The organism is Nocardioides sp. Root240, assembly GCF_001428825.1.
Taxonomy (GTDB): domain Bacteria; phylum Actinomycetota; class Actinomycetes; order Propionibacteriales; family Nocardioidaceae; genus Nocardioides.
Genome location: NZ_LMIT01000010.1, coordinates 318,885 through 343,744, shown reverse-complemented (window position 1 = coordinate 343,744; position 24,860 = coordinate 318,885). Strand labels below are relative to the sequence as shown.

General features: G+C 71.9%; 23 protein-coding genes. 19 read left to right on the top strand and 4 right to left on the bottom strand.

Going from position 1 to position 24,860, the window contains the following annotated elements:
* Positions 1-46: 46 nt before the first annotated feature.
* Together ASE20_RS11755 and ASE20_RS11750 are read left to right on the top strand one after the other, a co-directional pair.
* The gene (locus tag ASE20_RS11755; protein WP_056894727.1) at positions 47-1,108 is read left to right on the top strand and encodes an NAD-dependent epimerase/dehydratase family protein; all 1,062 of its coding nucleotides are present in this window, start codon (positions 47-49) and stop codon (positions 1,106-1,108) included.
* Positions 1,101-2,393, top strand: a complete 1,293-nt coding sequence (locus ASE20_RS11750; RefSeq protein ID WP_056894726.1) for a lysophospholipid acyltransferase family protein — start codon at positions 1,101-1,103, stop codon at positions 2,391-2,393. Before ASE20_RS11755 ends, ASE20_RS11750 begins: the two co-directional genes overlap by 8 nt.
* A gap of 119 nt (positions 2,394-2,512) precedes the next feature.
* Here ASE20_RS11750 and ASE20_RS11745 read toward each other — a convergent pair whose 3' ends face one another.
* The 3 genes from ASE20_RS11745 to ASE20_RS11735 all read right to left on the bottom strand — a co-directional run bounded on the left by ASE20_RS11745 (position 2,513) and on the right by ASE20_RS11735 (position 5,529).
* Complete coding sequence (locus ASE20_RS11745) at positions 2,513-3,601, bottom strand: DUF5667 domain-containing protein (protein ID WP_157560754.1); 1,089 nt, start codon at positions 3,599-3,601, stop codon at positions 2,513-2,515.
* A gap of 133 nt (positions 3,602-3,734) precedes the next feature.
* Positions 3,735-4,538, bottom strand: coding sequence for a sigma-70 family RNA polymerase sigma factor (locus tag ASE20_RS11740; protein WP_056894724.1), 804 nt, complete (start codon positions 4,536-4,538; stop codon positions 3,735-3,737).
* A 106-nt stretch (positions 4,539-4,644) separates the two neighbouring features.
* Positions 4,645-5,529, bottom strand: coding sequence for an HAD family hydrolase (locus tag ASE20_RS11735; RefSeq protein WP_056894723.1), 885 nt, complete (start codon positions 5,527-5,529; stop codon positions 4,645-4,647).
* Positions 5,530-5,598: 69 nt separating this feature from the next.
* Here ASE20_RS11735 and ASE20_RS11730 point away from each other — a divergent pair, with 69 nt between their 5' ends.
* The 11 genes from ASE20_RS11730 (at position 5,599) to hemB (ending at position 16,890) form a co-directional block, all read left to right on the top strand.
* Positions 5,599-7,206, top strand: a complete 1,608-nt coding sequence (locus ASE20_RS11730) for an AMP-binding protein (RefSeq protein WP_056894722.1) — start codon at positions 5,599-5,601, stop codon at positions 7,204-7,206.
* Positions 7,203-7,451, top strand: a complete 249-nt coding sequence (locus ASE20_RS11725) for a glutaredoxin family protein (protein WP_056894721.1) — start codon at positions 7,203-7,205, stop codon at positions 7,449-7,451. Before ASE20_RS11730 ends, ASE20_RS11725 begins: the two co-directional genes overlap by 4 nt.
* A gap of 41 nt (positions 7,452-7,492) precedes the next feature.
* Complete coding sequence (locus ASE20_RS11720; RefSeq protein ID WP_056894720.1) at positions 7,493-8,065, top strand: hypothetical protein; 573 nt, start codon at positions 7,493-7,495, stop codon at positions 8,063-8,065.
* Entirely contained in the window at positions 8,062-9,567 is a 1,506-nt protein-coding gene (locus tag ASE20_RS11715; RefSeq protein WP_056894719.1) for a hypothetical protein, read from the top strand. The genes ASE20_RS11720 and ASE20_RS11715 overlap by 4 nt, the downstream gene beginning before the upstream one ends.
* Positions 9,568-9,589: 22 nt before the next feature.
* A complete protein-coding gene (locus ASE20_RS11710; RefSeq protein WP_056894718.1) occupies positions 9,590-10,561 on the top strand; it encodes a glycosyltransferase family 2 protein in 972 nt (323 codons plus the stop codon).
* A gap of 4 nt (positions 10,562-10,565) precedes the next feature.
* Entirely contained in the window at positions 10,566-11,009 is a 444-nt protein-coding gene (locus ASE20_RS11705; RefSeq protein ID WP_056894717.1) for a GtrA family protein, read from the top strand.
* 131 nt (positions 11,010-11,140) lie between these two features.
* Positions 11,141-11,845: a redox-sensing transcriptional repressor Rex gene (locus ASE20_RS11700; protein ID WP_056894716.1), complete on the top strand. Its 705-nt coding sequence runs from the start codon at positions 11,141-11,143 to the stop codon at positions 11,843-11,845.
* Positions 11,842-13,149 carry a glutamyl-tRNA reductase gene (locus tag ASE20_RS11695; RefSeq protein ID WP_056894715.1) on the top strand — a complete coding sequence of 436 codons (1,308 nt, stop codon included), beginning with the start codon at positions 11,842-11,844 and terminating at the stop codon, positions 13,147-13,149. Before ASE20_RS11700 ends, ASE20_RS11695 begins: the two co-directional genes overlap by 4 nt.
* On the top strand, positions 13,146-14,162 hold the full coding sequence (gene hemC / locus ASE20_RS11690; protein WP_056894714.1) for a hydroxymethylbilane synthase: 1,017 nt from the start codon (positions 13,146-13,148) through the stop codon (positions 14,160-14,162). The genes ASE20_RS11695 and hemC overlap by 4 nt, the downstream gene beginning before the upstream one ends.
* On the top strand, positions 14,159-15,817 hold the full coding sequence (locus tag ASE20_RS11685; RefSeq protein WP_056894713.1) for a uroporphyrinogen-III synthase: 1,659 nt from the start codon (positions 14,159-14,161) through the stop codon (positions 15,815-15,817). Before hemC ends, ASE20_RS11685 begins: the two co-directional genes overlap by 4 nt.
* Before the next feature lie 80 nt (positions 15,818-15,897).
* Positions 15,898-16,890, top strand: a complete 993-nt coding sequence (gene hemB / locus ASE20_RS11680; protein ID WP_056894712.1) for a porphobilinogen synthase — start codon at positions 15,898-15,900, stop codon at positions 16,888-16,890.
* Positions 16,891-17,149: 259 nt separating this feature from the next.
* Here the strand turns inward: hemB and ASE20_RS11675 are convergent, their stop codons facing one another.
* Positions 17,150-18,382: a lytic murein transglycosylase gene (locus tag ASE20_RS11675; protein WP_056894711.1), complete on the bottom strand. Its 1,233-nt coding sequence runs from the start codon at positions 18,380-18,382 to the stop codon at positions 17,150-17,152.
* Positions 18,383-18,703: 321 nt separating this feature from the next.
* Here ASE20_RS11675 and hemL point away from each other — a divergent pair, with 321 nt between their 5' ends.
* The 6 genes from hemL to ccsB are packed head-to-tail and all read left to right on the top strand — an operon-like array spanning position 18,704 to position 24,653.
* On the top strand, positions 18,704-20,059 hold the full coding sequence (hemL, locus tag ASE20_RS11670) for a glutamate-1-semialdehyde 2,1-aminomutase (protein ID WP_056894710.1): 1,356 nt from the start codon (positions 18,704-18,706) through the stop codon (positions 20,057-20,059).
* A complete protein-coding gene (locus ASE20_RS11665; RefSeq protein WP_056894709.1) occupies positions 20,056-20,751 on the top strand; it encodes a histidine phosphatase family protein in 696 nt (231 codons plus the stop codon). The genes hemL and ASE20_RS11665 overlap by 4 nt, the downstream gene beginning before the upstream one ends.
* Entirely contained in the window at positions 20,748-21,323 is a 576-nt protein-coding gene (locus tag ASE20_RS11660) for a TlpA disulfide reductase family protein (protein ID WP_056894708.1), read from the top strand. Before ASE20_RS11665 ends, ASE20_RS11660 begins: the two co-directional genes overlap by 4 nt.
* Positions 21,323-22,087 carry a cytochrome c biogenesis CcdA family protein gene (locus tag ASE20_RS11655; RefSeq protein ID WP_056894707.1) on the top strand — a complete coding sequence of 255 codons (765 nt, stop codon included), beginning with the start codon at positions 21,323-21,325 and terminating at the stop codon, positions 22,085-22,087. Before ASE20_RS11660 ends, ASE20_RS11655 begins: the two co-directional genes overlap by 1 nt.
* Positions 22,084-23,631 carry a cytochrome c biogenesis protein ResB gene (locus ASE20_RS11650; protein ID WP_225869090.1) on the top strand — a complete coding sequence of 516 codons (1,548 nt, stop codon included), beginning with the start codon at positions 22,084-22,086 and terminating at the stop codon, positions 23,629-23,631. The genes ASE20_RS11655 and ASE20_RS11650 overlap by 4 nt, the downstream gene beginning before the upstream one ends.
* On the top strand, positions 23,628-24,653 hold the full coding sequence (gene ccsB / locus ASE20_RS11645) for a c-type cytochrome biogenesis protein CcsB (protein WP_056894705.1): 1,026 nt from the start codon (positions 23,628-23,630) through the stop codon (positions 24,651-24,653). The genes ASE20_RS11650 and ccsB overlap by 4 nt, the downstream gene beginning before the upstream one ends.
* Positions 24,654-24,860 lie beyond the last annotated feature (207 nt).

Here is a 24,860-nt window from a genome sequence, read left to right as displayed (position 1 = left end):
GCCGGTGCGCGGGTGCGCACCGGCCAGACCCTGAGGAGTCAGTGGTATGGGCGTCGGTCGCACGGTCCTGGTCACGGGTGTCTCCCGTGACCTCGGGAGGACCTTCGCGCGCACCCTGGCCACCGACCCCGGGGTCAACCGTGTCATCGGCGTCGACGTGATGCCGCCTCGTGGCGACCTCGGCGACGTCACCTTCGTGCGTGCGGACATCCGCAACCCGGTGATCGCCAAGGTGATCGCCAAGGAGGACGTCGACACGGTCGTCCACATGAGCGTCATCGCCACGCCCGGCTCCGCCGGCGCGCGCGGCACGATGAAGGAGCTCAACGTCATCGGCTCCATGCAGCTGCTCGCTGCGTGCCAGAAGGCCGAGACGGTGCGCCAGCTAGTCGTGAAGTCCTCGACGACCGCCTACGGCGCCAGCAGTCGCGACCCCGCGATGTTCACCGAGGACATGGAGCCTCGCCGGCCCCCGCGCAGCGGGTACGCCAAGGACGTCAACGAGGTCGAGCGGTACGTGCGTGGCTTCGCCCGCCGCCGCCCCGACGTGACCGTCACCCTGCTGCGCTGCGCCAACGTGATCGGCCCGCGCGTGGTCAGCCCGCTGGCGTCGTACTTCCGCCTGCCGGTGATCCCCACCGTGCTGGGCTTCGACCCGCGCCTGCAGTTCCTGCACGAGACCGACCTGAACCGGGTGCTGCGGCACGCCGTGCTCAGCGACGTCGCCGGCACGTTCAACGTCGCCGGTGACGGTCTCCTCATGCTCTCCCAGGCGCTGCGCCGGATGGGTCGCACCAGCGTCCCGCTGCCTGGCCCGGCGTTCGGTGGGGTCGGCTCGGTGCTCAAGTCGGCGCGGATGGCCGACCTGTCGCCCGAGCTCGTCGCCTTCCTGACCTACGGTCGCGGGGTCGACACCACCCGGATGCGCACCGAGCTCGGGTTCGAGCCGTCGTACTCCACGGCAGCAGCCTTCGCCGAGTTCGTCGGCACCCTGCCGCCCGGCGGTCGTCGCGCGGAGCGTGTGCTCGCGTCGCTGGCCGACCGCCTGCCCCCGGTCGACGAGGACCGTCCCGCCCAGCTCACCGTTGCCGGAGGCAAGGATGGCTGACGCCGAGATCATCCCGATCGGTACCCGCGGCCGCCCCGGCCGCGGCACCGGAACCCGCCCGTCGTCGGCGGCGCGCGGCCTGGCTCCCAAGGCCGGCGCTGCGCGCAAGCCGGCCAAGGCCGACGCGACGCCGACGCCCGAGAAGCCCGCGTCGCCTGCCGCCACGCCGGACGCGCCCGCCGCGACGCCGCAGGCCCCCGCGGCCCGGAAGGCTGCCCCGGCGAAGAAGCCGGCTGCCGCGAAGCCGGCCGCGACCAAGCCGGAACCGGTCATCCGGATGGCCGAGGCCGCCCCGGTGATCGAGACCGCCTCGCTTCTCGACGGCCTCGGTGACAGTGCTTCGGCGGTCCCCGCGGCCCGCACCGAGGAGCGTGGCCTCAGCCCGCTCGCCGGCATCCCGGTGGGCGACTGGCTGGCGGCGTTCCAGCACGCCGCGCGCGAGCTTTTCGGCGACCAGTGGGAGCCGCAGCTGGCCCGCTTCCTGGCGTTCCTGCGCCGCCGCCTGACCGGTGACTACACCGTCGACGAGTACGGCTTCGACCCCGAGGTCACCGAGCGGTTCTTCATGGCCGCGCTGCGCCCGATCGCGCAGAAGTGGTTCCGTGTCGAGGTCCGGGGCATCGAGAACATCCCGACCGAGGGCGGCGCCCTGGTCGTGTCCAACCACTCGGGCACGATCCCGGTCGACGGCCTGATGACGATGGTCTCGATCCACGACCAGTCCGGCCGCTACCTCCGCCCGCTCGGCGCGGACCTGGTCTTCCGGCTCCCGCTCGTGGGCTCGATCGCCCGCAAGGGCGGCGCCACGCTCGCGTGCAACGAGGACGCCGAGCGCATGCTGCGCGGCGGCGAGCTCGTCGGCGTGTGGCCCGAGGGCTTCAAGGGCATCGGCAAGCCGTTCTCCGAGCGCTACAAGCTGCAGCGCTTCGGCCGCGGCGGCTTCGTGTCGGCCGCGCTGCGCACCGGCGTCCCGATCATCCCGCTGTCGGTCGTCGGCGCCGAGGAGATCTACCCGCTGGTCGGCAACATCCCGTCGCTGGCCCGCCTGATCGGCGTCCCCTACATCCCGATCACGCCCTTCTTCCCGCTGCTCGGCCCCCTGGGCCTGATCCCGCTGCCCTCGAAGTGGCTGCTGGAGTTCGGCGAGCCGATCCGCACCGACGAGTACGACGCCGGCGCGGCCGAGGACCCGATGCTGGTCTTCAACGTGACCGACCAGGTCCGCGAGACCATCCAGCAGACGCTCTACAGCCTGCTGATGCAGCGCGAGTCCGTCTTCAAGTAGGCGGCCCGGCGCGCTTGTAACTCGGTGTTCGAGCGACTGGCACGGACTCCTGACCGGTCAGGAGTCCGTGGAAGTACCTCCGGACACCGAGTTACAAGCCCGGTGCCGGGGGTTTCAACTCACTTGAGCAGGCCGCCGAGGCCGTTGAGCAGGCCGCTGACGCCGTCGACGAGCGCACCGGTGACGGTGGTGTCCTTCGTCGTGTCGGTCGTCGGCTTGTCGGTCGGCTTGACCGGCAGGATCTTGGTGATGCCGTCGACGGCTTCCTTGATGGGGTTCTCGCTCGGCGCGTCGGAGGCGTCGGTCGGGGCGTCGCTCGGGTCGACCGCGGCCTTCGTCGGCTTGTCGCTCGGCTTGGCCTGTGGGACCTCGGTGGCCGCGGCCTGGTCGAGGACCGGGCCGTTGAGGAGCGCCTTGACCTGTTCGATGGCGTAGTCCGGCAGCTGGGTGATGTCGCCACCGTCGCAGCTCGGGCACAGCTCCCACGCGGCCACGTCGACCTGGTGCACCGTCTGGGTGGCGGTGATCAGCGGCGCACGGACCTCGTCGGGAATGATGCCGCCGAGCGTGTCGAGCACGCCCATGCTCTGCGCCGCGAACTCGCGCAGCTCCGTGATCTGGTCGGCCTTGCCGGTCACGCTGTAGTCGTCGAGCGCGAGCTCGGACGCCTGCTTGGTCTGGTCGGTGAAGTCCTGCAGGGTCGAGGCGATGACGTCGGCGTCGGCGTCCTTCGCGGTGAGCTCCTGGACCTCCTGCAGGCGGGACTGCGCGTGCGAGAGCAGCGAGTCGGCCTTCGAGCCGCCGTCGGACTGCAGGTTGGTCTGTGCGTTCTCGATCGCCCGCTTGACGGGGTAGAGGACGTCTCCCGGGAGGGCGTCCTGCGCGGCCATCGCCATCGAGCCGGTCGCCGAGACCACGGCGAAGCCGCCGACGAGCGCGGCGATACGACGCTCACGCGAGCCGCGACGCTGACGGGGGGTGAGCCGGGCAGCCAGGTCGCTCTCGACGCGGGCGGGCTCACGCTGGGCCGCGGCGACGAGCTGGGTGCGCAGGGAGGCGACGAACTCGGGACGGGCCGGAGCGGGCTCGACGGATCGCAGGGCAGCGACGAGCTCGAGCAGCTCGGCGTGCGTCCCGGCGTCGTCGGCGCGTCCGGAGACCAGCGCGTCGAACTCCTCCGCGCCTCGCGCCCAACCGTTCCCGCGCATCACAACGACCGTCCTCGTGCCTCGGGGGCCACAGTGACCCCGATGTCCTTACAGACATCCAACGACAGCGGACCGGTCGTGGTTACGGTGCGGATGGCCACAACGGCATGGTTCGAATTGACCAGGGGCCTGATCATCGCAGGCCCTCCGGCATCAGCTTGGCGAGGTTGCGCACGCCGCGGAGCTGGAGCTGCTTGATCGCGCCGTCGCTGCGGCCGAGGGCAGCGGCGGTCTCGGCGATGCTCATGCCCTGCAGGAAGCGCATGATCAGGCAGTCGCGCTGCTCGTTGGGCAGCTGGGTCAGCGCCTCGAGCAGGATCTCGTTGGTCAGGCTCGCGAGGACGGCGTTCTCCGGGCCCTCGGTCGAGTCGTCGTGCTGACCCATGTCCTCGGTGGTCAGCTCGAGGCGGGTGCGGCCGGCCTTGAAGTGGTCGGTCGCGAGGTTGCGGGCGATGGTCATCAGCCAGGCGCCGAAGTCCTTGCCCTGCCACCGGAACGACGGCATGTTGCGCAGTGCGCGGAAGAAGGTCTCCGAGCACAGGTCCTCGGCCACCACGACCGAGCGGGTGCGGTAGTAGAGGAAGCGGTAGACCGACGGCTGGTAGTGGTCGTAGAGCATCCCGAACGCCTCGGCGTCACCGCCGCGGGCGAGCTCGACGAGGCCGATCAGCCGCTCGCGCTCCTCGGGGGAGTCCTCCGACGAGGTGGCCAGCGTGGCATCGCCGTACGACGTCGAGCCGGGGCCGCGGTCGAAGGAGTCCTCGCTCTCGACGTGGGCCTCGCTGAGCAGCCAGGAGTCGGTACGACGGGCGGGCCGCGAGCTGGCCGCAGCGCCCGCGAAGGCGTAGGCCGGGGACGGCTCGAGGGTGAGCGCGGCAGCGACAGCGGCGCGAAGGGCCTCCAGCCCGCGCGCGACGTCACTCCGTTCCCAGGTCATACCCGGTCCCTCCCTCGTACCCCCGAACGGGATCCTACGGCGGATCCTGTCGCAGTGGTACTGGAACGCGATAACCGAACGGTTGCGATCCGACCACCCGTACGGGTCAGACGTGGCGCCTGAACTGCCGTCGAACGAGGGCTCCGGCGACGGCTGCCCCGGTGGCCGCCGAGCCCACCACCAGGCCGGCCCGGGCCGCCTTGCGGCCGGTGCGGTAGTCGCGGATCCGCCAGCCGTGGGCACGGGCGTGGGCACGCAGCTTCGGGTCGGGGTTGATCGCGCACGGGTCGCCGACCAGCCCGAGCATGGGCAGGTCGTTGGCCGAGTCGCTGTAGGCCGAGCAGGCGGCGAGGTCGAGTCCCTCGCGCTCCGCCAGCGCCTGGACCGCGACGGCCTTGGCCGGGCCGTGGAGCATGTCGCCGACCAGCCGGCCGGTGTAGACGCCGTCGACGTGCTCCGCGACGGTGCCGAGCGCGCCGGTGAGGCCGAGCCGCCGGGCGATCAGGCTCGCGATCTCGATGGGTGCGGCCGTGACGAGCCAGACCCGCTGGCCCTGGTCGAGGTGCATCTGGGCGAGGGCGCGGGTGCCGGGCCAGATTCGGTGGGCCATCGCCTCGTCGAAGATCTCCTCGCCGATCTCCTTCAGCTCGGCGACGGTGTGCCCGGCGATGAAGGCCAGGCCCGCGCTCTGCGCCTCCGCGACGTGCTCGGGGTCCTCGACGCCGGCGATCCGGAAGTAGGCCTGCTTCCACGCGGCGCCGATCAGGTCCCTCGTCGTGAAGAAGTCGCGGCGGTAGAGGCCCTTGGCGAGGTGGAAGATGCTCGCGCCCTGCATGACGGTGTTGTCGACGTCGAAGAAGGCCGCGGCGTGCGGGTCCGCGGGCTGGGCCAGCGCGGTCTCGACCTCGGCCGCAGCGGCGGCTGCCTCCCCGGCGAGCTTCGAGCGCTGCTGGAGGTTCAGACGGCGAGGCCGGTCGGCCGAGGCACCCATGGGTGGAGTCTAGGGATTCACCGCGCAGACCGGGTCCGGGTCCCGCGCTTCGTGCGTAGGATCGCCCTCATGCCGTTTTCCGACGCTGCCAGCGCTCCGGACGTGGCTGCGCTGGTCCGCGCCGCCGCACTGGACCTGCCGGAACGGCTCGCGGTCGTCGAGGCCGGGGGTCGCGGCCTGACCTGGTCGGGGCTCGACGACGAGGCCGCGCGCGTCGCCTCCGGGCTCGGTACGACGGGCGTCGTGGCCGGCCACCGCGTCATGCTCGTGCTCGGCAACCGGATCGAGTTCGTCACGTCCTATCTCGGCATCCTGCGCGCGCAGGCGGTCGCCGTACCGGTCAACCCCGGTTCGACGGTCACCGAGCTGGCCGCGATGCTGGTCGACTCCGGCGCCCGGACCGTGGTCGTCGACGCCGACACCGTCGAGGTCGTCCGTGCCGCGGTGGCGAGCACGGAGGTGGTGGCGGCCGCCCGCGACGAGGGCCGCCCCGTGCCGCGGCTCGTGGTCGTCGGCGCCGCGGCGGCCCCCACCGAGACGTCGTACGACGACCTGCGGGCCACCGACGTCCGCCCGGTCCCGCCGCTGCCGGACCCCGAGAAGCTCGCCGTCCTGCTCTACACGAGTGGCACGTCCGGTCGTCCGCGCGCCGCGATGCTCACCCACCGTGCGCTGCTCGCCAACGTCGAGCAGGTCGCGACGGTCAGCCCGCCGATGATCCACACCGACGACGTCGTGCTCGGCGTGCTGCCGCTGTTCCACGTCTACGGCCTCGGTGCCGTGCTCGGCGGTGTCATCCGGCACCGCGCCAAGTTGGTCCTGACCGACCGCTTCGACCCCGAGGGCACCCTCGACCTGATCGAGGACGAGGCGTGCAGCGTGGTCCCCGTCGCGCCGCCGGTCTTCGCCGCCTGGCGGCACGTCGACGCACTCGCCGAGCGGCTGGGCCCGGTGCGGATGATCCTGTCCGGGTCGGCGCCGCTGTCGGCCGAGGTGGTCGAGGAGTTCACCGCGCTCGCCGAGGTGCCGGTCCACCAGGGCTACGGCCTCACCGAGGCTGCTCCGGTGGTGACCAGCACGCTGCTGTCCGCGTCGGCGAAGCCCGGCTCGGTGGGCGCCGCGCTCGAGGGCATCGACCTGCGCCTCGTCGACGACGACGGCCACCCGCTCGCGGGCGCCGAGGCCGACGACGCGGGCGAGATCCAGATCCGCGGCCGCAACCTGTTCAGCGGCTACTGGCCCGACGGTTCCGACGGCCCGGGGGACGACGGCTGGTGGTCCACCGGCGACGTCGGCTTCCTCGACCGGGACGGCGACCTCTTCCTCGTCGACCGCGTCAAGGAGCTCGTGATCGTCTCCGGCTTCAACGTCTACCCGAGCGAGGTGGAGGCCGTGCTGGGCGAGGTCGCCGGGGTGCGCCAGGTCGCCGTCCTCGGCACACCCGACGAGCGGACCGGCGAGGCGGTCGTCGCGTACGTCGTGCCGGCCGACCCGGGCGCGCCTGCCGACGAGCTGGTGGCGGCGGTGCACGCCACGGCCGGGGAGCGGCTGGCGGCGTACAAGAGGCCGACGCGGGTCGACGTGGTCGAGGCGCTGCCGCGCACGGTGACCGGCAAGATCCGCAAGGGCATGCTGCGCGGCCACGAGCGGCGCAAGGCGCTGGGGCTGCTCGAGTGAGCGGGACGACGGCCCGGGTGACCCTCTACGGCCGGCCCGGCTGCCACCTGTGCGACGACGCGCGGGCGGTCATCGAGGCGGTCTGCGCCGAGCTGGGCGAGAGCTACGTCGAGATCTCCATCGACGACGACCCGGAGCTCGGCGACCGCTTCGCCCACGAGATCCCGGTGACCTTCGTCGACGGCAGGCAGCACGACTTCTGGCGGGTGTCCCCGGACCGGCTGCGCCGCGCCCTCACGGAGTAGGGCACGCCCCGCGCCGCCTCGCCGACTATCCTCGGCGGATCATGCTTCCGCTCCTCCGCCCGCGACAGCGTCGGATCGGCATCGCGGCCGGTGCTCTGGTCGCGCTCGTGCTGCTCCTGCTGAGCCACTCGTTCGGCCGCGCCGTCCCCACGAACAACTACCGCCCGCTGATCACGACCGACGCGATCGCCAGCGGCTGCTACCCGCTGCCCGGCGACGCGCAGCTCGACCTCGCCTACCAGGTGCGCTGGGACGAGGACGTCGCCACGGCGTCGGGGGAGCGGCGCATCCTGCGCGGGCAGTACGACCTCGTGGACCGCGACGAGGCGCAGCGCCGGCTGGTGGCCTCCTTCGCAGCGGTCGGCTTCCACGAGGACGCCGGTGACGCCTCCTCCGACGCCGGTACGACGACGATGAGCAAGGGCGCGGAGCACATCACGATCACGGTCACCGAGCTGCCCGACACCAGCGCCGAGACCCTGGTCCGCGGCGACTTCGTCCTCGACCTGCCGGTCGTCGCGCTGGCGCGTCCCGACGACCCCGTCTGCACCTTCCCGTCGTCCACGAAGCGCTGGTCCGACGCGGGCTACGAGAAGCGGAGCCCGAACCGATGACCCGCCTGTTCGCCGCCGCCCAGGCGCTCCAGACCCGCCTCCCGCGCCCCGAGATCCTGCTCGGGTGGCTCGTGGTCGCGCACGTCGTGCTCAAGCTGCTGATCTACCCCATGGTCATGCACGCCCCGCCGGTGGGCGACGAGTCGGCGTACCTCAACGGGGGGCGGGCGATGTCCAACCTCCTGCGCGACACCTTCTCCTTCACCTCGCCGGACTCGGCGGAGCTGGAGCGCAACGTCGTCGCGTCCGGCTGGTTCATGCCGGGCATGCCGGTGCTGACGGCGCCGGTCTATCTGCTCTTCCCGGACGCGCCGATCTGGCTGGTCCGCGGCTACATCGGCCTGGTGACGCTGATCCTCTTCATGGTCGTGCTGCGCTCGGTGACGCGGCGGATCGGTCCCGGCTGGGCGTGCGTGCTGGCCGTCGTCCCCGGCCTGATCCCGAGCTACGTCGTCTTCACGTACGGCGCCTGGGGCGACCTCTGCGCGGGCCTGGTCCTGGTGCTGCTGCTCGTGCACCTCGTGGAGATGTTCCGGGGCCTGCGCCGCGGTGACGCGCCCTCGCTGAAGGAGGGCCTGGTCCTGGGCCTGCTGGCGATCGCGGTCCTCTACCTGCGCTCCAGCACGGCCATCCTGCTCGCCGGTCTCGGCGCGGCCACGCTGCTGACCGCCGTCCTCCTGCTGCGCGGTCGCGTCCGGGTGCGGGCGCTCGGCTCGGCGGTGCTGGCCGGCGTCGTCTTCGTGCTGCTCCTCGCCCCGTGGTCGTACTTCGCCTCCGACGCCCTCGGCGGCCGGGTGATCACGACGACGACGGTGCCGACGGTCATGGCCAACACCTTCGGCGAGCGCAGCGAGATCTGCTTCGGCCGGTGCGACCCCGACAGCACGCAGTGGTTCCGGCCGCTGCGCTACGCCCGCGAGGTCGGCCGATCGACCGACACCAGCGAGGTCGAGGTCCTCAAGGTGATGTCGGACTACGCGCTGCGCGACCTCTCCAAGGCGCACTACCTCGACCAGGTGGTGCACAACCTCGGCGCGTACGCCCTGCAGCCCAACAACTTCACCGGCTACCTCGCGCCGCCCGAGGGGCGCGGCCTGCTCGGCCGGACCGCGGAGACGACCGCCGACACGATCACGTGGCTGATGTACGCGCCGCTGATCCTGATCGGCGCGCTCTCGCTGCTGTTCCAGGTGTGCCGCAGCCTCGAGGCGCGGGTGCTCGACATCCTCACCAAGCTCTCGCTCGGTGCCCTGCTGGTGCAGCCCTTCGTGCACATCGCTGGCGCGCGCTACTGGACCACCGCCGGCCCGGTGTTCGCCATCGCGGCGTTCTCCCTGCTGCGCGAGCGCCAGCTCGCCGCCGGCGGCGCCCCGCCGCCACCCGACGGCGTGGCCACGGCGACGGACGCCACCATCGTGCGCTGGCTGGGGCGGGTGCAGGTGCTGCTCAGCGTCGCGACCGGCGCGGTGGTGGTCGTCCTGCTCTCCGCCGTTGTCCTCTAGCGATGGCCTAGGGTTCGGCCTCATGGAAGAGCGCTCGGCCGGCCCCCGCCGGATCGCCTACGTCCTCCCCGTCTACAACGAGGAGGAGAACATCGCGGTCTTCCACGCTGCGCTCGTCGAGGCCGCCGCCCAACGGCCGGACCTGGCCTTCGAGTTCGTCTACGTCGACGACGGCAGCCGCGACGCGTCGCTGGAGCGGCTGGTCGAGCTCCGCGCCCAGGACTCCCGCGTGACCGTCGTCCAGTTCTCCCGCAACTTCGGCCACCAGCTCGCCGTGACCGCCGGCATCGACCTGGTCGCCGAGGCCGGCAGCGCCGACGCGGTGATCGTCATGGACACCGACCTGCAGGACCCGCCCCGGGTGAGCCTGGAGATGATCGAGCGCTGGGAGCAGGGCGTCGAGGTCGTCTACGCGCAGCGGCGTACCCGCAAGGACACGCCGTTCAAGCGCGCCACGGCCTGGGGCTTCTACTGGGCGCTCGACCGGCTCGCATCGATCGAGATCCCGCGCAACGTCGGCGACTTCCGGCTGATGGACGCCAAGGTCGTCGCCGAGGTCGCGCGCTACCGCGAGCACGACCGCTTCCTGCGCGGCATCGTCGCCCACGTCGGCTTCCGTCAGGAGGCGCTGCTCTTCGACCGTGACGAGCGGTTCGCGGGGGAGACCGGCTACCCGTTCAAGAAGATGCTCAGCTTCGCCGCCAGCGGCATCCTCGGCTTCTCCACGACGCCGCTGAAGATGATCTCCCGGCTCGGCTACGCCATCTCGCTGCTCAGCGTGCTGCTGGCCTGCTACGTCCTGTTCATCCGCGTGTTCAAGCCCGACGAGTCGGTCCCCGGTTGGGCCTTCCTCGGCGTCGGCATGTTCATGCTCAGCGGCATCCAGCTCGTGATGATGGGCGTGATCGGCAGCTACCTCGGCCGCGTGTACGTCGAGACGCAGGACCGGCCGCTGTACACCCTGGCCATGGTGGCCCGGGACCGACGCGAGTGACCGCGTGAGCAACCGCACCGCGGTCCTGCGCTTCGCCGCGGTCGGGGTCTGCAACACCCTGATCGACCTGGTGCTCTTCGTGCTGCTGCGTGACCACCTCGGCATCACCGGCGCGAACTTCGTCTCCAGCACGTCCGGGATGGTCTTCAGCTTCGTCGTCAACGGGCTCTTCACGTTCCAGGCCGACAAGCTGACGCTGCGTCACGCGGCGCTCTTCGTGGCGACCAACGGCGTCGTGATGTGGGTCGCCCAGCCGTTGCTCATCCACGGCTGGCTGTGGGTGCTCGAGCGCGGCCCGGAGGTCGCCGTCGGACCGATGTCCGCGGCCGACGTCCACCTCGCCGGGGCGAAGCTGGCCTCCATCGCCTGCTGCCTCGTGCTCAACTTCTTCGCCTACCGGTACGTCGTGTGGCCGGTCGAGCACCCGGGCGAGGAGAGGCCTGCCTGACCACCGGCCCGGGACCCGGTGTGACGTAGGTCGAGTTGCGCTCTCGCCGGTTTTGTTCTCACGTTCACAAACTCCTACAGTGATCGAGTCGCGCCCCACTGAGCAGCTGGGTGCGGCTGGAAAGTGGAGCTGTGACCGCACGGAGTTCGACGGATGCCAACCGGGTCATTCCGGAGGCCACGGTCGCCCGCCTGCCCGTCTACCTGCGGGCGCTGACGGCCCTGGCCGACAGTGGCATCCGCACCTGTTCGAGCGAGGATCTCGCGTCCGCCGCTGGCGTCAACAGCGCCAAGCTGCGCAAGGACCTGTCCTACCTCGGCAGCTACGGCACCCGCGGCGTCGGCTACGACGTCGACTACCTCCGCTACCAGATCGCCCGTGAGATCGGCGTCACCCAGGACTGGCCCGTCGTCATCGTCGGCATCGGCAACCTGGGGCACGCGCTCGCCAACTTCTCCGGCTTCCGCAGCCGCGGCTTCCGCATCGTCGCGCTGCTCGACGCCGACCCCGAGCTGGTCGGCCAGACCGTCGCGGGGGTGCAGGTCCAGCCCTTCGACGAGCTCGAGGAGACGGTCCGCAACCACGACGTCGCCATCGGCGTCATCGCGACGCCGGCGGTCGCCGCGCAGGACGTCGCCGACCGGATGGTCGCGATCGGCATCACCAGCATCCTGAACTTCGCGCCGGCCGTGCTGGCCGTCCCCGAGGGTGTCGACGTCCGCAAGGTCGACCTCTCCATCGAGCTGCAGATCCTCGCCTACCACGAGCAGCGCAAGGCCAACGGTGCCGAGCCCGGACCGGCCGCTGCCGCAACCGCCGACGGAGGTGCCGCATGAGCGTGCTGGTCGTGGGGATCTCCCACAATTCGGCGCCGATGTCGCTGCTCGAGCGCGTCGCACTCGACGAGGACGGCGTCCACAAGCTGGTGGCCGACGCCGCGTCGTGCGAGCACGTCACCGAGGCGACGGTCATCGCGACCTGCAACCGCCTCGAGATCTACACCGAGGTCGAGCGCTTCCACGGCAGCATCGAGCAGATCTCCCGGCTCCTCGTCGAGCAGGCCGGCGAGACGACCGAGGCGATGCTCCCGCACCTCTACGTCCACTACGACGACGGCGCGATCTCGCACCTCTTCCAGGTCGCCGCGGGCCTCGACTCGATGGCGGTCGGCGAGGGCCAGATCCTCGGCCAGACCCGCGAGGCGCTGCGCCGCGGCCAGGAGCTCGGCACCGTCGGCCCCGCGCTCAACCTGCTCTTCCAGCAGGCCCTGCGCGTCGGCAAGCGCACCCGCGCCGAGACCGACATCGATCAGGTCGCTCCGACCCTGGTCAGCGCCGCGCTCGGCGAGACGACGAAGGCGGTCGGCCCGGTCCAGGGCCAGTACGTCGTCGTGGTCGGCGCCGGCGCGATGGCCGGCCTGGCCACCGCGACCGTGAGCCGCCTCGGCGCCGGCACGCTGAGCGTCGTCAACCGCTCGGTCGAGCGGGGGGAGTGGCTGGCGTCGCAGTACGACGCCCAGGCCGTCCCGCTCGAGGAGCTGGCCACCGAGCTCGGCCGGGCCGACCTCGTCATCTCCTGCACCGGCTCCGCCGGCTCGATCATCGACGCCGCCCAGCTGGCCGCTGCCCGCGCCGGCAACGACAAGCCGGTCGCGCTGATCGACCTCGCGCTGCCGCACGACATCGACCGCGACGTGCGCGCGCTCGAGTCCGTGACCCTGGTCGGCCTCGCCGAGCTCGCCGAGGTGCTGCAGGACAGCGCCACCGGCCAGGAGGTGCTCGAGGTCCGCCGGATCCTCGGCGAGGAGGTCACCGCCTTCCTCGCCGCGCGCCGCCAGGCCAGCGTCACCCCGACCGTCGTCGCGCTCCGCTCGATGGCCACCAACGTGGTCGACGCCGAGATGAGCCGCCTCGAGGCCCGCCTGCCCGACCTCGACGCGGCCACCCGCGAGGAGATCCGGCACGCCGTGCGCCGGGTCGCCGACAAACTGCTCCACGAGCCCACCGTGCGCGTCAAGGAGCTCGCCAACGAGCAGGGCGCCGTCTCCTACGCCGCCGCGCTCGCCGAGCTCTTCGCCCTCGACCCCGAGGCCGTCGACGCCGTCACCCGCCCGATCGGTGTCGAGGAGGCCGGCTCATGACCGCGCCCACGACCCTGAGGATCGGCACGCGCCGCAGTGCCCTCGCGACCACGCAGTCCGGCCACGTCGCCACCGCCATCACCGAGCGCACCGGCGTCGAGACCGTGCTGGTCGAGATCACGACCGACGGCGACCGCAGCCAGGCCGCGGGCACCCCGCTCACCGGGGCGCCCTCGACCGGTGTCTTCGTCAGCGCGCTGCGCGACGCGCTGCTGGCCGGCGAGGTCGACGTGGCCGTGCACTCGCTGAAGGACCTCCCCACCTACGCCACCGAGGGGATCGCGCTGGCCGCCGTACCTGTCCGGGAGGACCCGCGCGACGTGATCGTCGCCCGCGACGGGCTCACCCTCGGCGAGCTGCCCCCGGGCAGCCGGCTCGGCACCGGCTCCCCGCGCCGCGTCGCGCAGATCGAGGCGCTCGGCCTCGGCCTCGAGATCGCCGGCGTCCGTGGCAACGTCGACACCCGCATCGGCAAGGTCCGCTCCGGCGAGTTCGACGCCGTGGTGCTCGCCCGCGCCGGTCTGGCCCGGCTCGAGCGTGCCGACGAGGCCACCGAGGTGCTCGACCCGTTGCAGGTGCTCCCGGCCCCCGGCCAGGGCGCGCTCGCCATCGAGTGCCGTGCCGACGACGCCGCCACCCTCGCCCTCCTCGCCCGGCTCGACGACGCGGGCACCCGTGCGGCGGTCAGCGCCGAGCGCACCGTCATGGCCCGGCTCGAGGGCGGCTGTGCCGCCCCGATCGGTGCCCTCGCCGAGATCGCCGAGGGCGACGACGGCCCCGAGATCTGGCTCCGCGCGGTCGTCCTCTCCGAGGACGGCGCGCTCTCCGTCCGCCGCTCGGCCTCCGCGGCGCTCGGCGACGACCCGGCCGACTGGCCGGCCGCCGCCACCACGCTCGGCGAGGCCCTGGCCGCCGAGATGCTCGAGGACGGTGCCGCAGAACTCGTCGGTCCGTCACTCCCCGGACCTGCTTCCCACCCATCCGCACGACCTGCAGAGGTGCTCAACCCATGACGCGAGCCACGACAGCCCAGGCTGCCCCGACTCCCGCCCCCCAGGCCAAGCCCGGCGGTGTTGCCTTCGTCGGCACCGGCCCCGGTGACCCGGACCTGCTGACCGTGCGTGCCGTCCGGCTCATCGAGGACGCCGACGTGGTCATCACCGAGGAGCCCGGCCACGCCGACATGGTCCAGGTGGTGCGCGCCCGGGCCGCGGCGACCGGTGAGGAGACCTCCGACGAGGTCGAGTTCATCGACGGCGGCTTCGGCGAGGACGGCCAGCCGCTCACCCACGCCGCCCGCGCGAAGGTCGTCGTGAAGCAGGCCAAGCGCGGCGTGCGTGTCGTCCGCCTGCTGGGTGGCGACCCGTTCCTCTACGCCTCGGGCCCCGAGGAGGCGCAGGCGGTCGCCAAGGCCGGCCTCGGCTTCGAGGTCGTCCCGGGCGTCTCCTCGGTGGGCGCGGTCCCGGCGTACGCCGGCATCCCGCTGACCACCAAGGACCACCGCGAGGTGGCCGTGGTGACGTGCGGCGACAAGGTCGACTGGACCCGTTACGCCGACACCCCGACCCTGGTGCTGCTCTCGGCGGTCGGCCAGATCGGCGACATCGCCAAGCAGCTGATCGCCACCGGCCGGTCGCCGCAGACCCCGGTCGCGATGACCCGTGTCGGCACGACGACTGAGCAGCAGACGATCACCTCGACCCTCGAGCGGATCGCGGCCGACGTGCGCGCCGCCCGGATCACCCCGCCGGCGATCACGGTCATCGGCTCGGTCGTCGACCTGCGCGAGAAGCTGTCGTGGTTCGAGACCAAGCCGCTGTTCGGCTGGCGCGTGCTGGTGCCTCGCACCAAGGAGCAGTCCGCCTCGCTGTCGAACCGTCTGCGCGAGTTCGGCGGCGTGCCGGAGGAGGTCCCGACCATCTCGGTCGAGCCGCCGCGCAACCCGCAGCAGATGGACAAGGCCGTCCGCGGCCTCGTCGAGGGCCGCTACGAGTGGATCGCCTTCACCTCGGTCAACGCCGTCAAGGCGGTGCGCGAGAAGTTCGAGGAGTACGGCCTCGACGCCCGTGCCTTCTCGGGCCTGAAGATCGCCGCGGTCGGCGACAAGACCGCCGCCGCGATCGCCGCCTGGGGCCTGCGTGCCGACCTGGTGCCGTCGGGTGAGCAGTCCGCCGCCGGCCTGCTCGAGGACTGGCCGGAGTACGACGAGCAGCTCGACCCGATCAACCGGGTCTTCCTGCCGCGCGCCGACATCGCGACCGAGAACCTCGTCGCTGGCCTGATCGACCTCGGCTGGGAGTGCGACGACGTCACGGCGTACCGCACCGTCCGGGCCGCCCCGCCGCCGGCGCCGACGCGCGACGCGATCAAGACCGGCAAGTTCGACGCGGTCGTGTTCACGTCGTCCTCGACGGTGCGCAACCTGGTCGGCATCGCCGGCAAGCCGCACCCGTCGACGGTGATCGCGGTCATCGGCCCGGCCACCGCCAAGACGGCCCAGGAGCACGGCCTGCGCGTCGACGTGATCGCCCCGCAGCCCGACGTCGACCTGCTCGTCGAGGCGCTCGCCGGCTTCGGTTCCGAGCGCCGCGCCGCGATGGTCGAGAACGGCGAGCCGGTCACCAAGCCGAGCGACCGCAAGCCGTCGGCCCGCCGCCGCAAGGCCTGAGGACCTGCTNNNGCCTGTGACCCCGGTGTTCCGGGGGCGCAGGCACACGACCTGTTTTTGAGGGTGGGAGAATCGATCGCATGACCGACTTCGAGCGTCCCGTCGTCCGCCCCCGCCGCCTGCGCACCACCGCGGCGATGCGGGACCTGGTCGCCGAGACCTCGCTGCGGCCGGCCCAGCTGGTGCTGCCGCTGTTCGTGCGCGAGGGCGCCACCGAGCCACTCCCGATCGGCTCGATGCCGGGCGTCGTCCAGCACACCCGCGACACGCTCCGCAAGGCCGTCGCCGAGGCCGCCGAGGCCGGCCTTCGCGGCGTGATGCTCTTCGGGATCCCTGAGCACAAGGACGCCGCCGGCTCCGGCGCCACGGACCCCGACGGCATCCTGACCGTCGCCATCCGTGACGTGGTCAGCGAGGTCGGCGACGCGCTCGTCGTGATGAGCGACCTGTGCCTCGACGAGTTCACCGACCACGGCCACTGCGGCGTGCTGGCCGCCGACGGCACGGTCGACAACGACGCCACCCTCGCGCGGTACGCCGACATGGCCGTCCTGCACGCCGAGGCCGGCGTCGGCATGGTCGGACCCAGCGGCATGATGGACGGCCAGGTCGCCGTGGTCCGCGACGCCCTCGACGAGGCCGGCCACACCACGACCGGGATCCTGGCGTACTCCTCCAAGTACGCCTCCGCCTTCTACGGCCCCTTCCGCGAGGCCGTCGACAGCTCGCTGCAGGGCGACCGGCGTACCTACCAGCAGGACGGCCGCAACGCCCGCGAGGGCGTCCGCGAGGCGCTGCTCGACATCGACGAGGGCGCCGACATCGTGATGGTGAAGCCCGCGCTCGCCTACCTCGACGTGCTGCGCCGGGTGGCCGATGCCGCCGGCGAGCTCGGCGTACCTGTCGCGGCGTACAACATCTCGGGTGAGTACTCCATGCTCGAGGCCGCCGCCGCCCACGGCTGGATCGACCGCGAGCCCGCCATCCTCGAGACCCTCACCTCGATCCACCGCGCCGGCGCCGACGTGATCCTCACCTACTGGGCCACCGAGGCCGCCCGCCTCCTGCGCTGACGAACTGCGCCTCGTGGCACCACGAGCCGTGCCTCGTGGCACCACGAAGTGGGCCTCGTGGCACCTCGGGGTGGGGGCCGCGTCGTCGGCCCGCCACGACACGCACCTCGCGCTTCCGTTCCTCGCACNNTGCCATCACGCACGGTTCGTGGTGCCATCACGCACGGTTCGTGGTGCCATCACGCACGGTTCGGGGAGAAAAATGACGAGAGCCCCGGGCCTGGGGGAAGGCCGGGGCTCTCGCGGGTCGTGCTGGGGGCTACTTGCCGAGTCCGTAGCTCAGGAGGCAGTTCAGGAGCTGCACCGTCTGCGTGAGCTTCGGGTACGTCGCCTGGCACTTGGTCTGCGCCTCGCTCTTGGTCAGCGGGCCGAGGAGGCCGCTGATCAGGTTCGAGGTCACGGTGCCCACGCCGGTGTCGACCTTGTCGACGGTGTCCTTGACCGCAGCCGGGACGTCGGGGACGTTCGGGACCGTCGGAGTGCCGCCGTCGCCACCGCCGCCGGGGGTGCCGCCGGGGGTCCCGCCGTCGCCACCACCGGGGGTGTCGGTGCCGCCGCCACCCGGGGTGTCGGTGCCGCCGCCGGACGTGCCGCCGGTGGAGCCGCCCGTGTGGCCGTTGTGGCCCTTCGTGCCCTTCGGGCCGCCGACGTTGAAGCTCGGCGGCTCGGGGACGACGTAGCCCGCGGCGGTCGAGTTGTTCGGCACCGAGGTGAAGTCGCCCTCGAGGTAGGCGTTCATGATCTTGAGGACCAGGTCGACGTAGGCGTCGCTGTGGTTGTAGCGGTAGACCGCGGCACGCTGGCCGGCCACCGTGGACAGGTCGCCGTCGCCGGAGCAGAGGTAGACCGCGGCGGCGAGCGCAGCGTCGTCGATGTCCTGCGGGTTGCGGGCGGCGTCGTCGTCGGCGTCCACGCCGACGACCTGCCAGGTCGACGGGATGAACTGCATCGGGCCGACGGCGCGGTCCCACTGGGTGTCGTTGTCGTAGACGCCCGCGTCGGTGTCGGAGACGGCCTTGGTGTTCTTCTTGCCGTTGAGCGGGATGCCGTAGATGCCCGGAGTCGCCACGCCGTCGTCGTTGAGGACGTTGCCGCCGAAGCGGCCGTGGTCGGACTCGACGCGACCGATCGCGGCGATCAGCTGCCAGGTGATCTTGCAGCTCTTGTCAGCGGAGTTGATGACCGTCTCGGCGCGCTGGTAGGCCGCCAGGGCCGCCGCCGGGATGGCGTTGGTCGACGCCGCGTTGACGATGCCTGCCGTGTTTCCGTCGAGGCCCTCCACCTCGGACGGGTCGGAGAGGCTCGCGGGGTCCTCGATCTCTTCCTCGGGCACGCTCGTGTCGTCGGTGACCCGACCCGGGCTGTCGGCCGCGATGACCGGGGCCGACACGCCGCCGATACCAGCGACCGAAGCGGTCCAGGCTGCCGACAGCAGTGCCAGCGGAATGATGGTGGCGGCGCGCTGCAGCCGCCCCAGACGCTTCCTCGACATGTCCCGTCTCTCTCCCCTTGGCCATTGCTGGCCGTCTCGCGTGGGCCGCTCCCTCTAAGCCCCCACCTGTGCGTCGGCCGAGAACTTCCGGCCCCCGGTGATGGAGGCCACGACGGCGCGACACCTGGAGAACGAATCGTGACACACCGAAGTTATGGGTGTCACATGATCCGGCCCACAATGCGGGCGCCGTGGTATGTGCACGCGGCACAAAGACGCCGGATGTGACATCACCCCCTGGCGGACCGCCACGTGCTCAGGTGCCTCTCAGGAAGCGACGGCGATGTCGGGGGGCCGGGGGCGATCGGTGACAATGGCGCGGTGCCCGACCTCGTGACCTCCGGCTCCGACGAGCTGTTCGCCCGGGCCCGCGCCGTGACCCCGGGAGGGGTCAACTCACCGGTCCGGGCCTTCAACGCCGTCGGCGGGACGCCCCGCTTCATCCGCTCCGCCACCGGCCCGTGGCTGACCGACGTCGACGGCAACCGGTACGTCGACCTGGTCTGCTCGTGGGGACCGATGCTCCTGGGCCACGGCCACCCCGCGGTGGTCGAGGCGATCTCGGAGGCGGTGTCGCGCGGTACGTCGTACGGCACGCCCACCGAGGGCGAGGTCGCCCTGGTCGAGGCGATCGTCGCGCGCACCCCGGTCGAGCGGCTGCGCCTGGTGTCCTCGGGCACCGAGGCGACCATGTCGGCGATCCGCCTCGCCCGCGGGTTCACCGGTCGCGACGTCGTCGTGAAGTTCGCCGGCTGCTACCACGGCCACGTCGACTCGCTGCTCGCCGCGGCCGGGTCCGGGCTGACCACCTTCTCCATCCCCGGTACGCCGGGCGTGCCCGCCAGCTCCACCGAGCTGACCCTGGTGCTGCCGTACAACGACCGCGAGGCGGTCGCCGCGGTCTTCGCCGAGCACGGCGACCGGATCGCGTGCCTGATCACCGAGGCCGCCCCCGGCAACATGGGCGTCGTCCCGCCGGCGCCGGGCTTCAACCAGTTCCTCGCCGAGACGTGCCGCGCCCACGGCGCGCTGTTCGTCAGCGACGAGGTGATGACCGGCTTCCGTGTCTCGAGGGCCGGCCAGTGGGGCACCGACGGTGCGGTGGAGGGCTGGGTCCCGGACCTGATGACCTTCGGCAAGGTGATGGGGGGCGGGCTGCCCGCCGCGGCCTTCGGTGGCCGCGCCGACGTGATGGGCCACCTCGCGCCGGAGGGCCCCGTCTACCAGGCCGGCACCCTCTCGGGGAACCCGGTCGCCACGGCGGCCGGCCTCGCGACGCTGACCCACGCGACCGACGAGGTGTACGCCCGCCTCGACGTCGTCGCCGACGCGCTGCGCGCCGGGGTGGCCGAGACGTTCGCCGCCGCCGGCCTGCCGCACGTGATCCAGTCGACCGGCTCCATGTTCTCGGTGTTCCTCACCGACGAGCCGGTCAGCAACTACGCCGAGGCGCAGCGCACGGACGTGCCGGCGTACGCCGCCTTCTTCCACTCCATGCTCGACCAGGGCGTGCACCTGCCGCCGTCGGCGTACGAGTCGTGGTTCGTCTCGTCCTCCCACGACGACCGGGCCGTCCAGCAGGTCCTCGACGCCCTTCCGGCGGCCGCCCGCGCCGCCGCCGAGGTTTCGAGGCTCGCTGGCGCTCGCACCTCAACCACCGAGAAGGCTGACGAATGAGCACCCCCGACACGATCGTCCACCTGGTCCGCCACGGCGAGGTCCACAACCCGCAGGGCATCCTCTACGGCCGCCGCGACGGCTTCCACCTGTCGGTGCGTGGCCGGGCGATGGCCGACCGGGTCGCGGAGGCGATGAAGGGCAACGACATCACGCTGATCCGCTCCTCGCCGCTCGAGCGCGCGCAGGAGACGGCGGCCCCGCTCGCCGCCGCGCTGGGGCTCGAGGTCGGCCTCGAGCCACGCGTCCTCGAGTCGCAGAACCGGTTCGAGGGCCTGACCTTCGGCAAGGGCAACAACGCGCTGCGCAACCCGCTGCTCTGGCGCCACCTCTACAACCCGTTCCGTCCGTCGTGGGGTGAGCCCTACAAGGCGATCGTCGAGCGGATGATGGCGGCCGTCCACGACGCCCGCCGCGACGCGGCCGGCCACGAGGCGGTGCTCGTCTCCCACCAGCTGCCGATCTGGACGACCCGGCTCGCGGCGGAGAAGCGCTCGTTCCTCCACGACCCGCGCAAGCGGCAGTGCACGCTGTGCTCGATCACCTCCTTCGGCTTCGCCGGTGAGGACCTGGTCGAGATCTCGTACGCCGAGCCGGCGATCGACCTGATCCCGACCGGCGACATCGCGGCTCCGTTCTCGGCCGGCGACGCCCCGGAGGAGAACAAGCCCGAGGGGACCCCGCCAGCATGAGACGTCCCGCCCGCGCGCTGGCAGGACTGGCCGGCGTCCTGCTGCTGGCCAGCGCCTGCTCCGACGTGGGCGGCACCGGCGACCTCGAGTACGTCGGCGGTGAGGGCAACGTCGTCACCGTCGCGACGAGCGACCGGCAGGACCCCGTCGACATCTCCGGTACGACGGTGCAGGGCGAGCCGCTCGACGTCGCCGACCTGCGCGGCAAGGTCGTCGTCCTCAACGTGTGGTGGTCGGGCTGCGGCCCGTGCCGCAAGGAGATGCCGATGCTCGTGGACGCGGAGGAGGAGCTCGGCAAGGAGGAGGTCGCCTTCGTGGGCATCAACATCCGCGACCTCGCGCCCGAGAACGCCGCCACCTTCGAGAAGGACCGCGGCGTCGACTACCCCTCGCTCTACGACCCCGGCAGCGAGACGCTGCTCGCGCTCGGCGAGTACGCGCCGCCGTCCATGCCGGCCACGATCTTCCTGGACCAGCAGGGCCGGGTCGCGGCCCTGATCAACGGTCCGGTCCCGTCGCGGACCACGCTGACCTCCGTCGTCGAGGACATCCTCGCGGAGAACGATTCCTGATGGGGGAGTGGTTCCAGGAGCAGGCGGCCGCCGGTTCGCTCGGCCTGGCGATCCCGGTCGCGGCGATCGCGGGCCTGGTCTCCTTCTTCTCCCCGTGCGTGCTGCCGCTGCTGCCGGGCTACCTCTCCTACGCCACCGGCCTGTCCGGCGCCGACCTCGCCGCGGGTAAGGCGAGCAACCGCCGCGGCCGGATGCTGCTGGGCTCGGTGCTGTTCGTGCTCGGGTTCGCGATCGTCTTCGTCTTCTACGGCACCGCCTTCGGTTCGCTCGGCACGTCCCTGCGCCGCTGGCAGGACGAGCTCCAGCTGGCGCTCGGCGCGGTGCTGATCGTGCTCGGCCTGGTCTTCGCCGGCGCGCTGTCGCTCTTCCAGCGCGACCTGCGCATCCACAAGATCCCCGCGGTCGGCCTCGGGGCCGCGCCGCTGATCGGCGCGCTCTTCGCGATCGGATGGACGCCCTGCGTCGGCCCGACCTTCGGCGTCATCCTCAACCTGACCTACGCCGACGGCGCGACCGCGACCCGCGGCGCGATCCTCGCGCTCTGCTACGCCCTCGGCCTCGGGCTGCCCTTCATCGTGGTCGCGCTGGCCTACAACCGGCTCTCCCGCGCCCTCGGTTGGGTGCGACGCCACCAGGTCCTCATCATGCGCATCGGCGGCGCCTTCCTGGTCCTCATCGGCGTGCTGATGGTCACCGGCTGGTGGGACCACATCGTGCAGTGGATGCAGCTCCACCTCGTCGACACCTTCCAGGTGTCGGTGTGAGCGACCAGGACCGCCGGCCCGGCGAGCTGACGGCGCGCGAGCTGCTGCGCTGGCTGTGGCGCCAGGTCACCTCGATGCGCACCGCGCTGATGCTGCTCCTGCTGCTCGCGCTCGCGGCGATCCCGGGCTCGGTCATCCCGCAGGCGGGCGTCGACGCGCTGAAGGTGACCAAGTGGAAGGACGAGCACCCGAAGCTGACCCCGGTCTACGAGAAGCTCGACCTCTTCTCCGTCTACTCCTCGCCGTGGTTCTCCGCGATCTACCTGCTGCTCGTGCTCTCGCTCGTCGGCTGCATCGTGCCGCGCCTGTTCGTCTACTATCGGGCCCTGCGCGCGCAGCCGCCCGTCGCGCCGAGGAACCTGACGCGGATGCCCGTGCAGGCGTCGTACCGGACCGAGCTGTCGGTCGACGAGGTGCTCGACCGTGCGCGCAGTGTGCTCGGCAAGCGGCACCGGCTGCGCGCGGCGAGCGCCGGCGACGACTACGTCGCGGCCGAGCGGGGCTACCTGCGCGAGGCCGGGAACCTGCTCTTCCACCTGTCGGTGCTCGTCGTGCTGGCCGGCTTCGCCGTCGGCGGGCTGTGGGGCTACCAGGGCGGCGTGATCATCACCGAGGGCAGCACGTTCAGCAACAACCTCACGCAGTACGACGACTTCAAGCCCGGCGGTCTGTTCACCACGAAGCAGATGAAGGACTTCCGCTTCACCGTCGACGAGTTCGACGTCGAGTGGATCAAGAAGGGGCCCAAGACCGGCCAGGCCCGCAAGTTCGAGGCCCACCTGAGCTACCACGCGTCGCAGGACGCCCCCGAGAAGCACTACGACCTCCGGGTCAACCACCCGCTCGAGATCGACGGCACCGACGTCTTCCTCATCGGGCACGGGTACGCGCCGGTCGTCACCGTGCGCGACGGCACGGGCAAGATCACCTACACCGGACCGACGCCCTTCCTGCCGCAGGACGCCAGCTTCCTCTCCTTCGGCGTGATCAAGCCGCCGTCGACCAATCCGCAGATCGGCCTGGAGGGGCTGTTCTACCCGACGTTCGACTTCCGCAACGGCAACCCGGTCACCGTCTTCGGCGAGGACCTCAACCCGACCCTGTCGATGCTCGCCTACACCGGCGACCTCGGCTACGACTCGGGGCGCTCGCAGTCGGTCTACGTGCTCGACAAGATGAACGCCAAGCAGATCGAGAAGGACGGCAAGCCGGTCCGCGTCGACCTGCAGATCGGCGACACCTTCGAGCTGCCCGACGGCCTGGGCTCGGTCACCTTCGACCGCGTCGACCCCTGGATCCGGGTCCAGATCAGCCAGACGCCCGGGAAGGGCGTCGCCCTGGTCGGCGTCATCATGGCGCTGGTCGGTCTGTGCGCCTCGCTCTTCCTCCGCCCCCGCCGCGTGTGGGTGCGGGCGATCCCCGGCACAATGGACGGCAGTGGCGAGACGCTTGTCGAGCTCGCCGTACTCGATCGGTCCGGCAACGGTGAGATGGACGAGGTCCTCTCCACGCTGCTCGGCCAGCTCAAGGAGGACCCACGATGACCGACGCCAACTGGGAGGCGCTGAGCAACCAGACGGTCGCGGCCGCGGGGGTCCTCTACTTCCTCGCGCTCCTCGTCCACCTCGCCGAGTGGGCCGCGCTGCGCCAGCCGGCGGTCGCCGGCGACCTGGTCACGGCGGGCGGCGGCGACACCGTCGCCGAGGGTGGGTACGTCGGCACCGCCACCCCGGCCGCACCTGCCGGCGCTGGCGAGGACTCGCCGCGGGTCGCCTTCCTCGGCCGGCTCGGCCTGATGCTGACCTGCCTGGCCGCCGCCTTCCACTTCGTGGCGCTCGTCGGGCGCGGCATGGCCGCGGACCCGAACCGGGTGCCGTGGGGCAACATGTACGAGTTCACGCTGACCGGCTCGTTCATCGTGGCGGCGCTCTACCTCGCGCTCTACCGCCGCTTCCGCCTCGGCTGGATGGGCCCGCTCGTCGTCGGCTTCGTGATCACCGTGCTGATGGTCGCGGTCATCTGGCTGCACGACGCGGTCGCGCCCCTGTCCGAGGCGCTGAACTCGCCGTGGCTGGTCATCCACGTGGTGTCCGCCGCGACCGCGACCGGCGCGTTCACGCTCGGCGGCATCGCCTCGATCATGTACCTCGTCCGGATGCGCGCCGAGCGCCGCGCAGCCGCCGCCGGCCGTCCGCTCGGCCGCTGGCTGGCCCGCGTGCCGCAGCTCGACGCCCTCGACCGGCTCGCCTACCGCGTGCACGCCTTCGCGTTCCCGGTGTGGACCTTCGCGGTCCTCATCACCGGCCCGATCTGGGCCCACGAGGCCTGGTCGCGCTACTGGAACTGGGACCCGAAGGAGGTGTGGGCGTTCATCACCTGGGTCGTGTACGCCGGCTACCTCCACGCCCGCGCGACCGCCGGCTGGAAGGGCCGCCGCGCCGCCATGCTGGCGCTGGTCGGCGTCGCCACCTTGTGGTTCAACTTCATCGGGATCAACTACTTCTCGACGTCGAGCCAGCACTCGTACGCCGGCCTCGAGCGGCCCGCGTTCCTCGACCAGCGCTGACTCCGCGCTGACTCCGGGGCCGTGGCTCCTGGGGCGGCCGCGCGTCAGCCGACCGACCCCCGGCGTCAAGGACGTCGCTGCGCTCCGCCGCTTCGCGGCGCCTNGCGGCGCGGTTGTCGGCGCGGACTTCGTCCGCGCCGCCGCTGACGCGGCCGCCCGGCCCGTGTTGATCGGCGGCCAGTCGGAGACCCCCACGAGTGGTCACAA

What these genes read in the sequence shown, in the direction of transcription:
- ASE20_RS11735 (WP_056894723.1), bottom strand. Translation starts at nt 5,529, where the DNA reads ATGGGTGCCTCGGCCGACCGGCCTCGCCGTCTGAACCTCCAGCAGCGC.
- ASE20_RS11685 (WP_056894713.1), top strand. Translation starts at nt 14,159, where the DNA reads ATGACGCGAGCCACGACAGCCCAGGCTGCCCCGACTCCCGCCCCCCAG.
- ASE20_RS11660 (WP_056894708.1), top strand. Translation starts at nt 20,748, where the DNA reads ATGAGACGTCCCGCCCGCGCGCTGGCAGGACTGGCCGGCGTCCTGCTG.
- ASE20_RS11750 (WP_056894726.1), top strand. Translation starts at nt 1,101, where the DNA reads ATGGCTGACGCCGAGATCATCCCGATCGGTACCCGCGGCCGCCCCGGC.
- hemC (WP_056894714.1), top strand. Translation starts at nt 13,146, where the DNA reads ATGACCGCGCCCACGACCCTGAGGATCGGCACGCGCCGCAGTGCCCTC.
- ASE20_RS11715 (WP_056894719.1), top strand. Translation starts at nt 8,062, where the DNA reads ATGACCCGCCTGTTCGCCGCCGCCCAGGCGCTCCAGACCCGCCTCCCG.
- ASE20_RS11755 (WP_056894727.1), top strand. Translation starts at nt 47, where the DNA reads ATGGGCGTCGGTCGCACGGTCCTGGTCACGGGTGTCTCCCGTGACCTC.
- ASE20_RS11730 (WP_056894722.1), top strand. Translation starts at nt 5,599, where the DNA reads ATGCCGTTTTCCGACGCTGCCAGCGCTCCGGACGTGGCTGCGCTGGTC.
- hemB (WP_056894712.1), top strand. Translation starts at nt 15,898, where the DNA reads ATGACCGACTTCGAGCGTCCCGTCGTCCGCCCCCGCCGCCTGCGCACC.
- ccsB (WP_056894705.1), top strand. Translation starts at nt 23,628, where the DNA reads ATGACCGACGCCAACTGGGAGGCGCTGAGCAACCAGACGGTCGCGGCC.
- ASE20_RS11655 (WP_056894707.1), top strand. Translation starts at nt 21,323, where the DNA reads ATGGGGGAGTGGTTCCAGGAGCAGGCGGCCGCCGGTTCGCTCGGCCTG.
- ASE20_RS11675 (WP_056894711.1), bottom strand. Translation starts at nt 18,382, where the DNA reads ATGTCGAGGAAGCGTCTGGGGCGGCTGCAGCGCGCCGCCACCATCATT.
- ASE20_RS11710 (WP_056894718.1), top strand. Translation starts at nt 9,590, where the DNA reads ATGGAAGAGCGCTCGGCCGGCCCCCGCCGGATCGCCTACGTCCTCCCC.
- ASE20_RS11665 (WP_056894709.1), top strand. Translation starts at nt 20,056, where the DNA reads ATGAGCACCCCCGACACGATCGTCCACCTGGTCCGCCACGGCGAGGTC.
- ASE20_RS11740 (WP_056894724.1), bottom strand. Translation starts at nt 4,538, where the DNA reads ATGACCTGGGAACGGAGTGACGTCGCGCGCGGGCTGGAGGCCCTTCGC.
- ASE20_RS11745 (WP_157560754.1), bottom strand. Translation starts at nt 3,601, where the DNA reads ATGCGCGGGAACGGTTGGGCGCGAGGCGCGGAGGAGTTCGACGCGCTG.
- ASE20_RS11720 (WP_056894720.1), top strand. Translation starts at nt 7,493, where the DNA reads ATGCTTCCGCTCCTCCGCCCGCGACAGCGTCGGATCGGCATCGCGGCC.
- ASE20_RS11695 (WP_056894715.1), top strand. Translation starts at nt 11,842, where the DNA reads ATGAGCGTGCTGGTCGTGGGGATCTCCCACAATTCGGCGCCGATGTCG.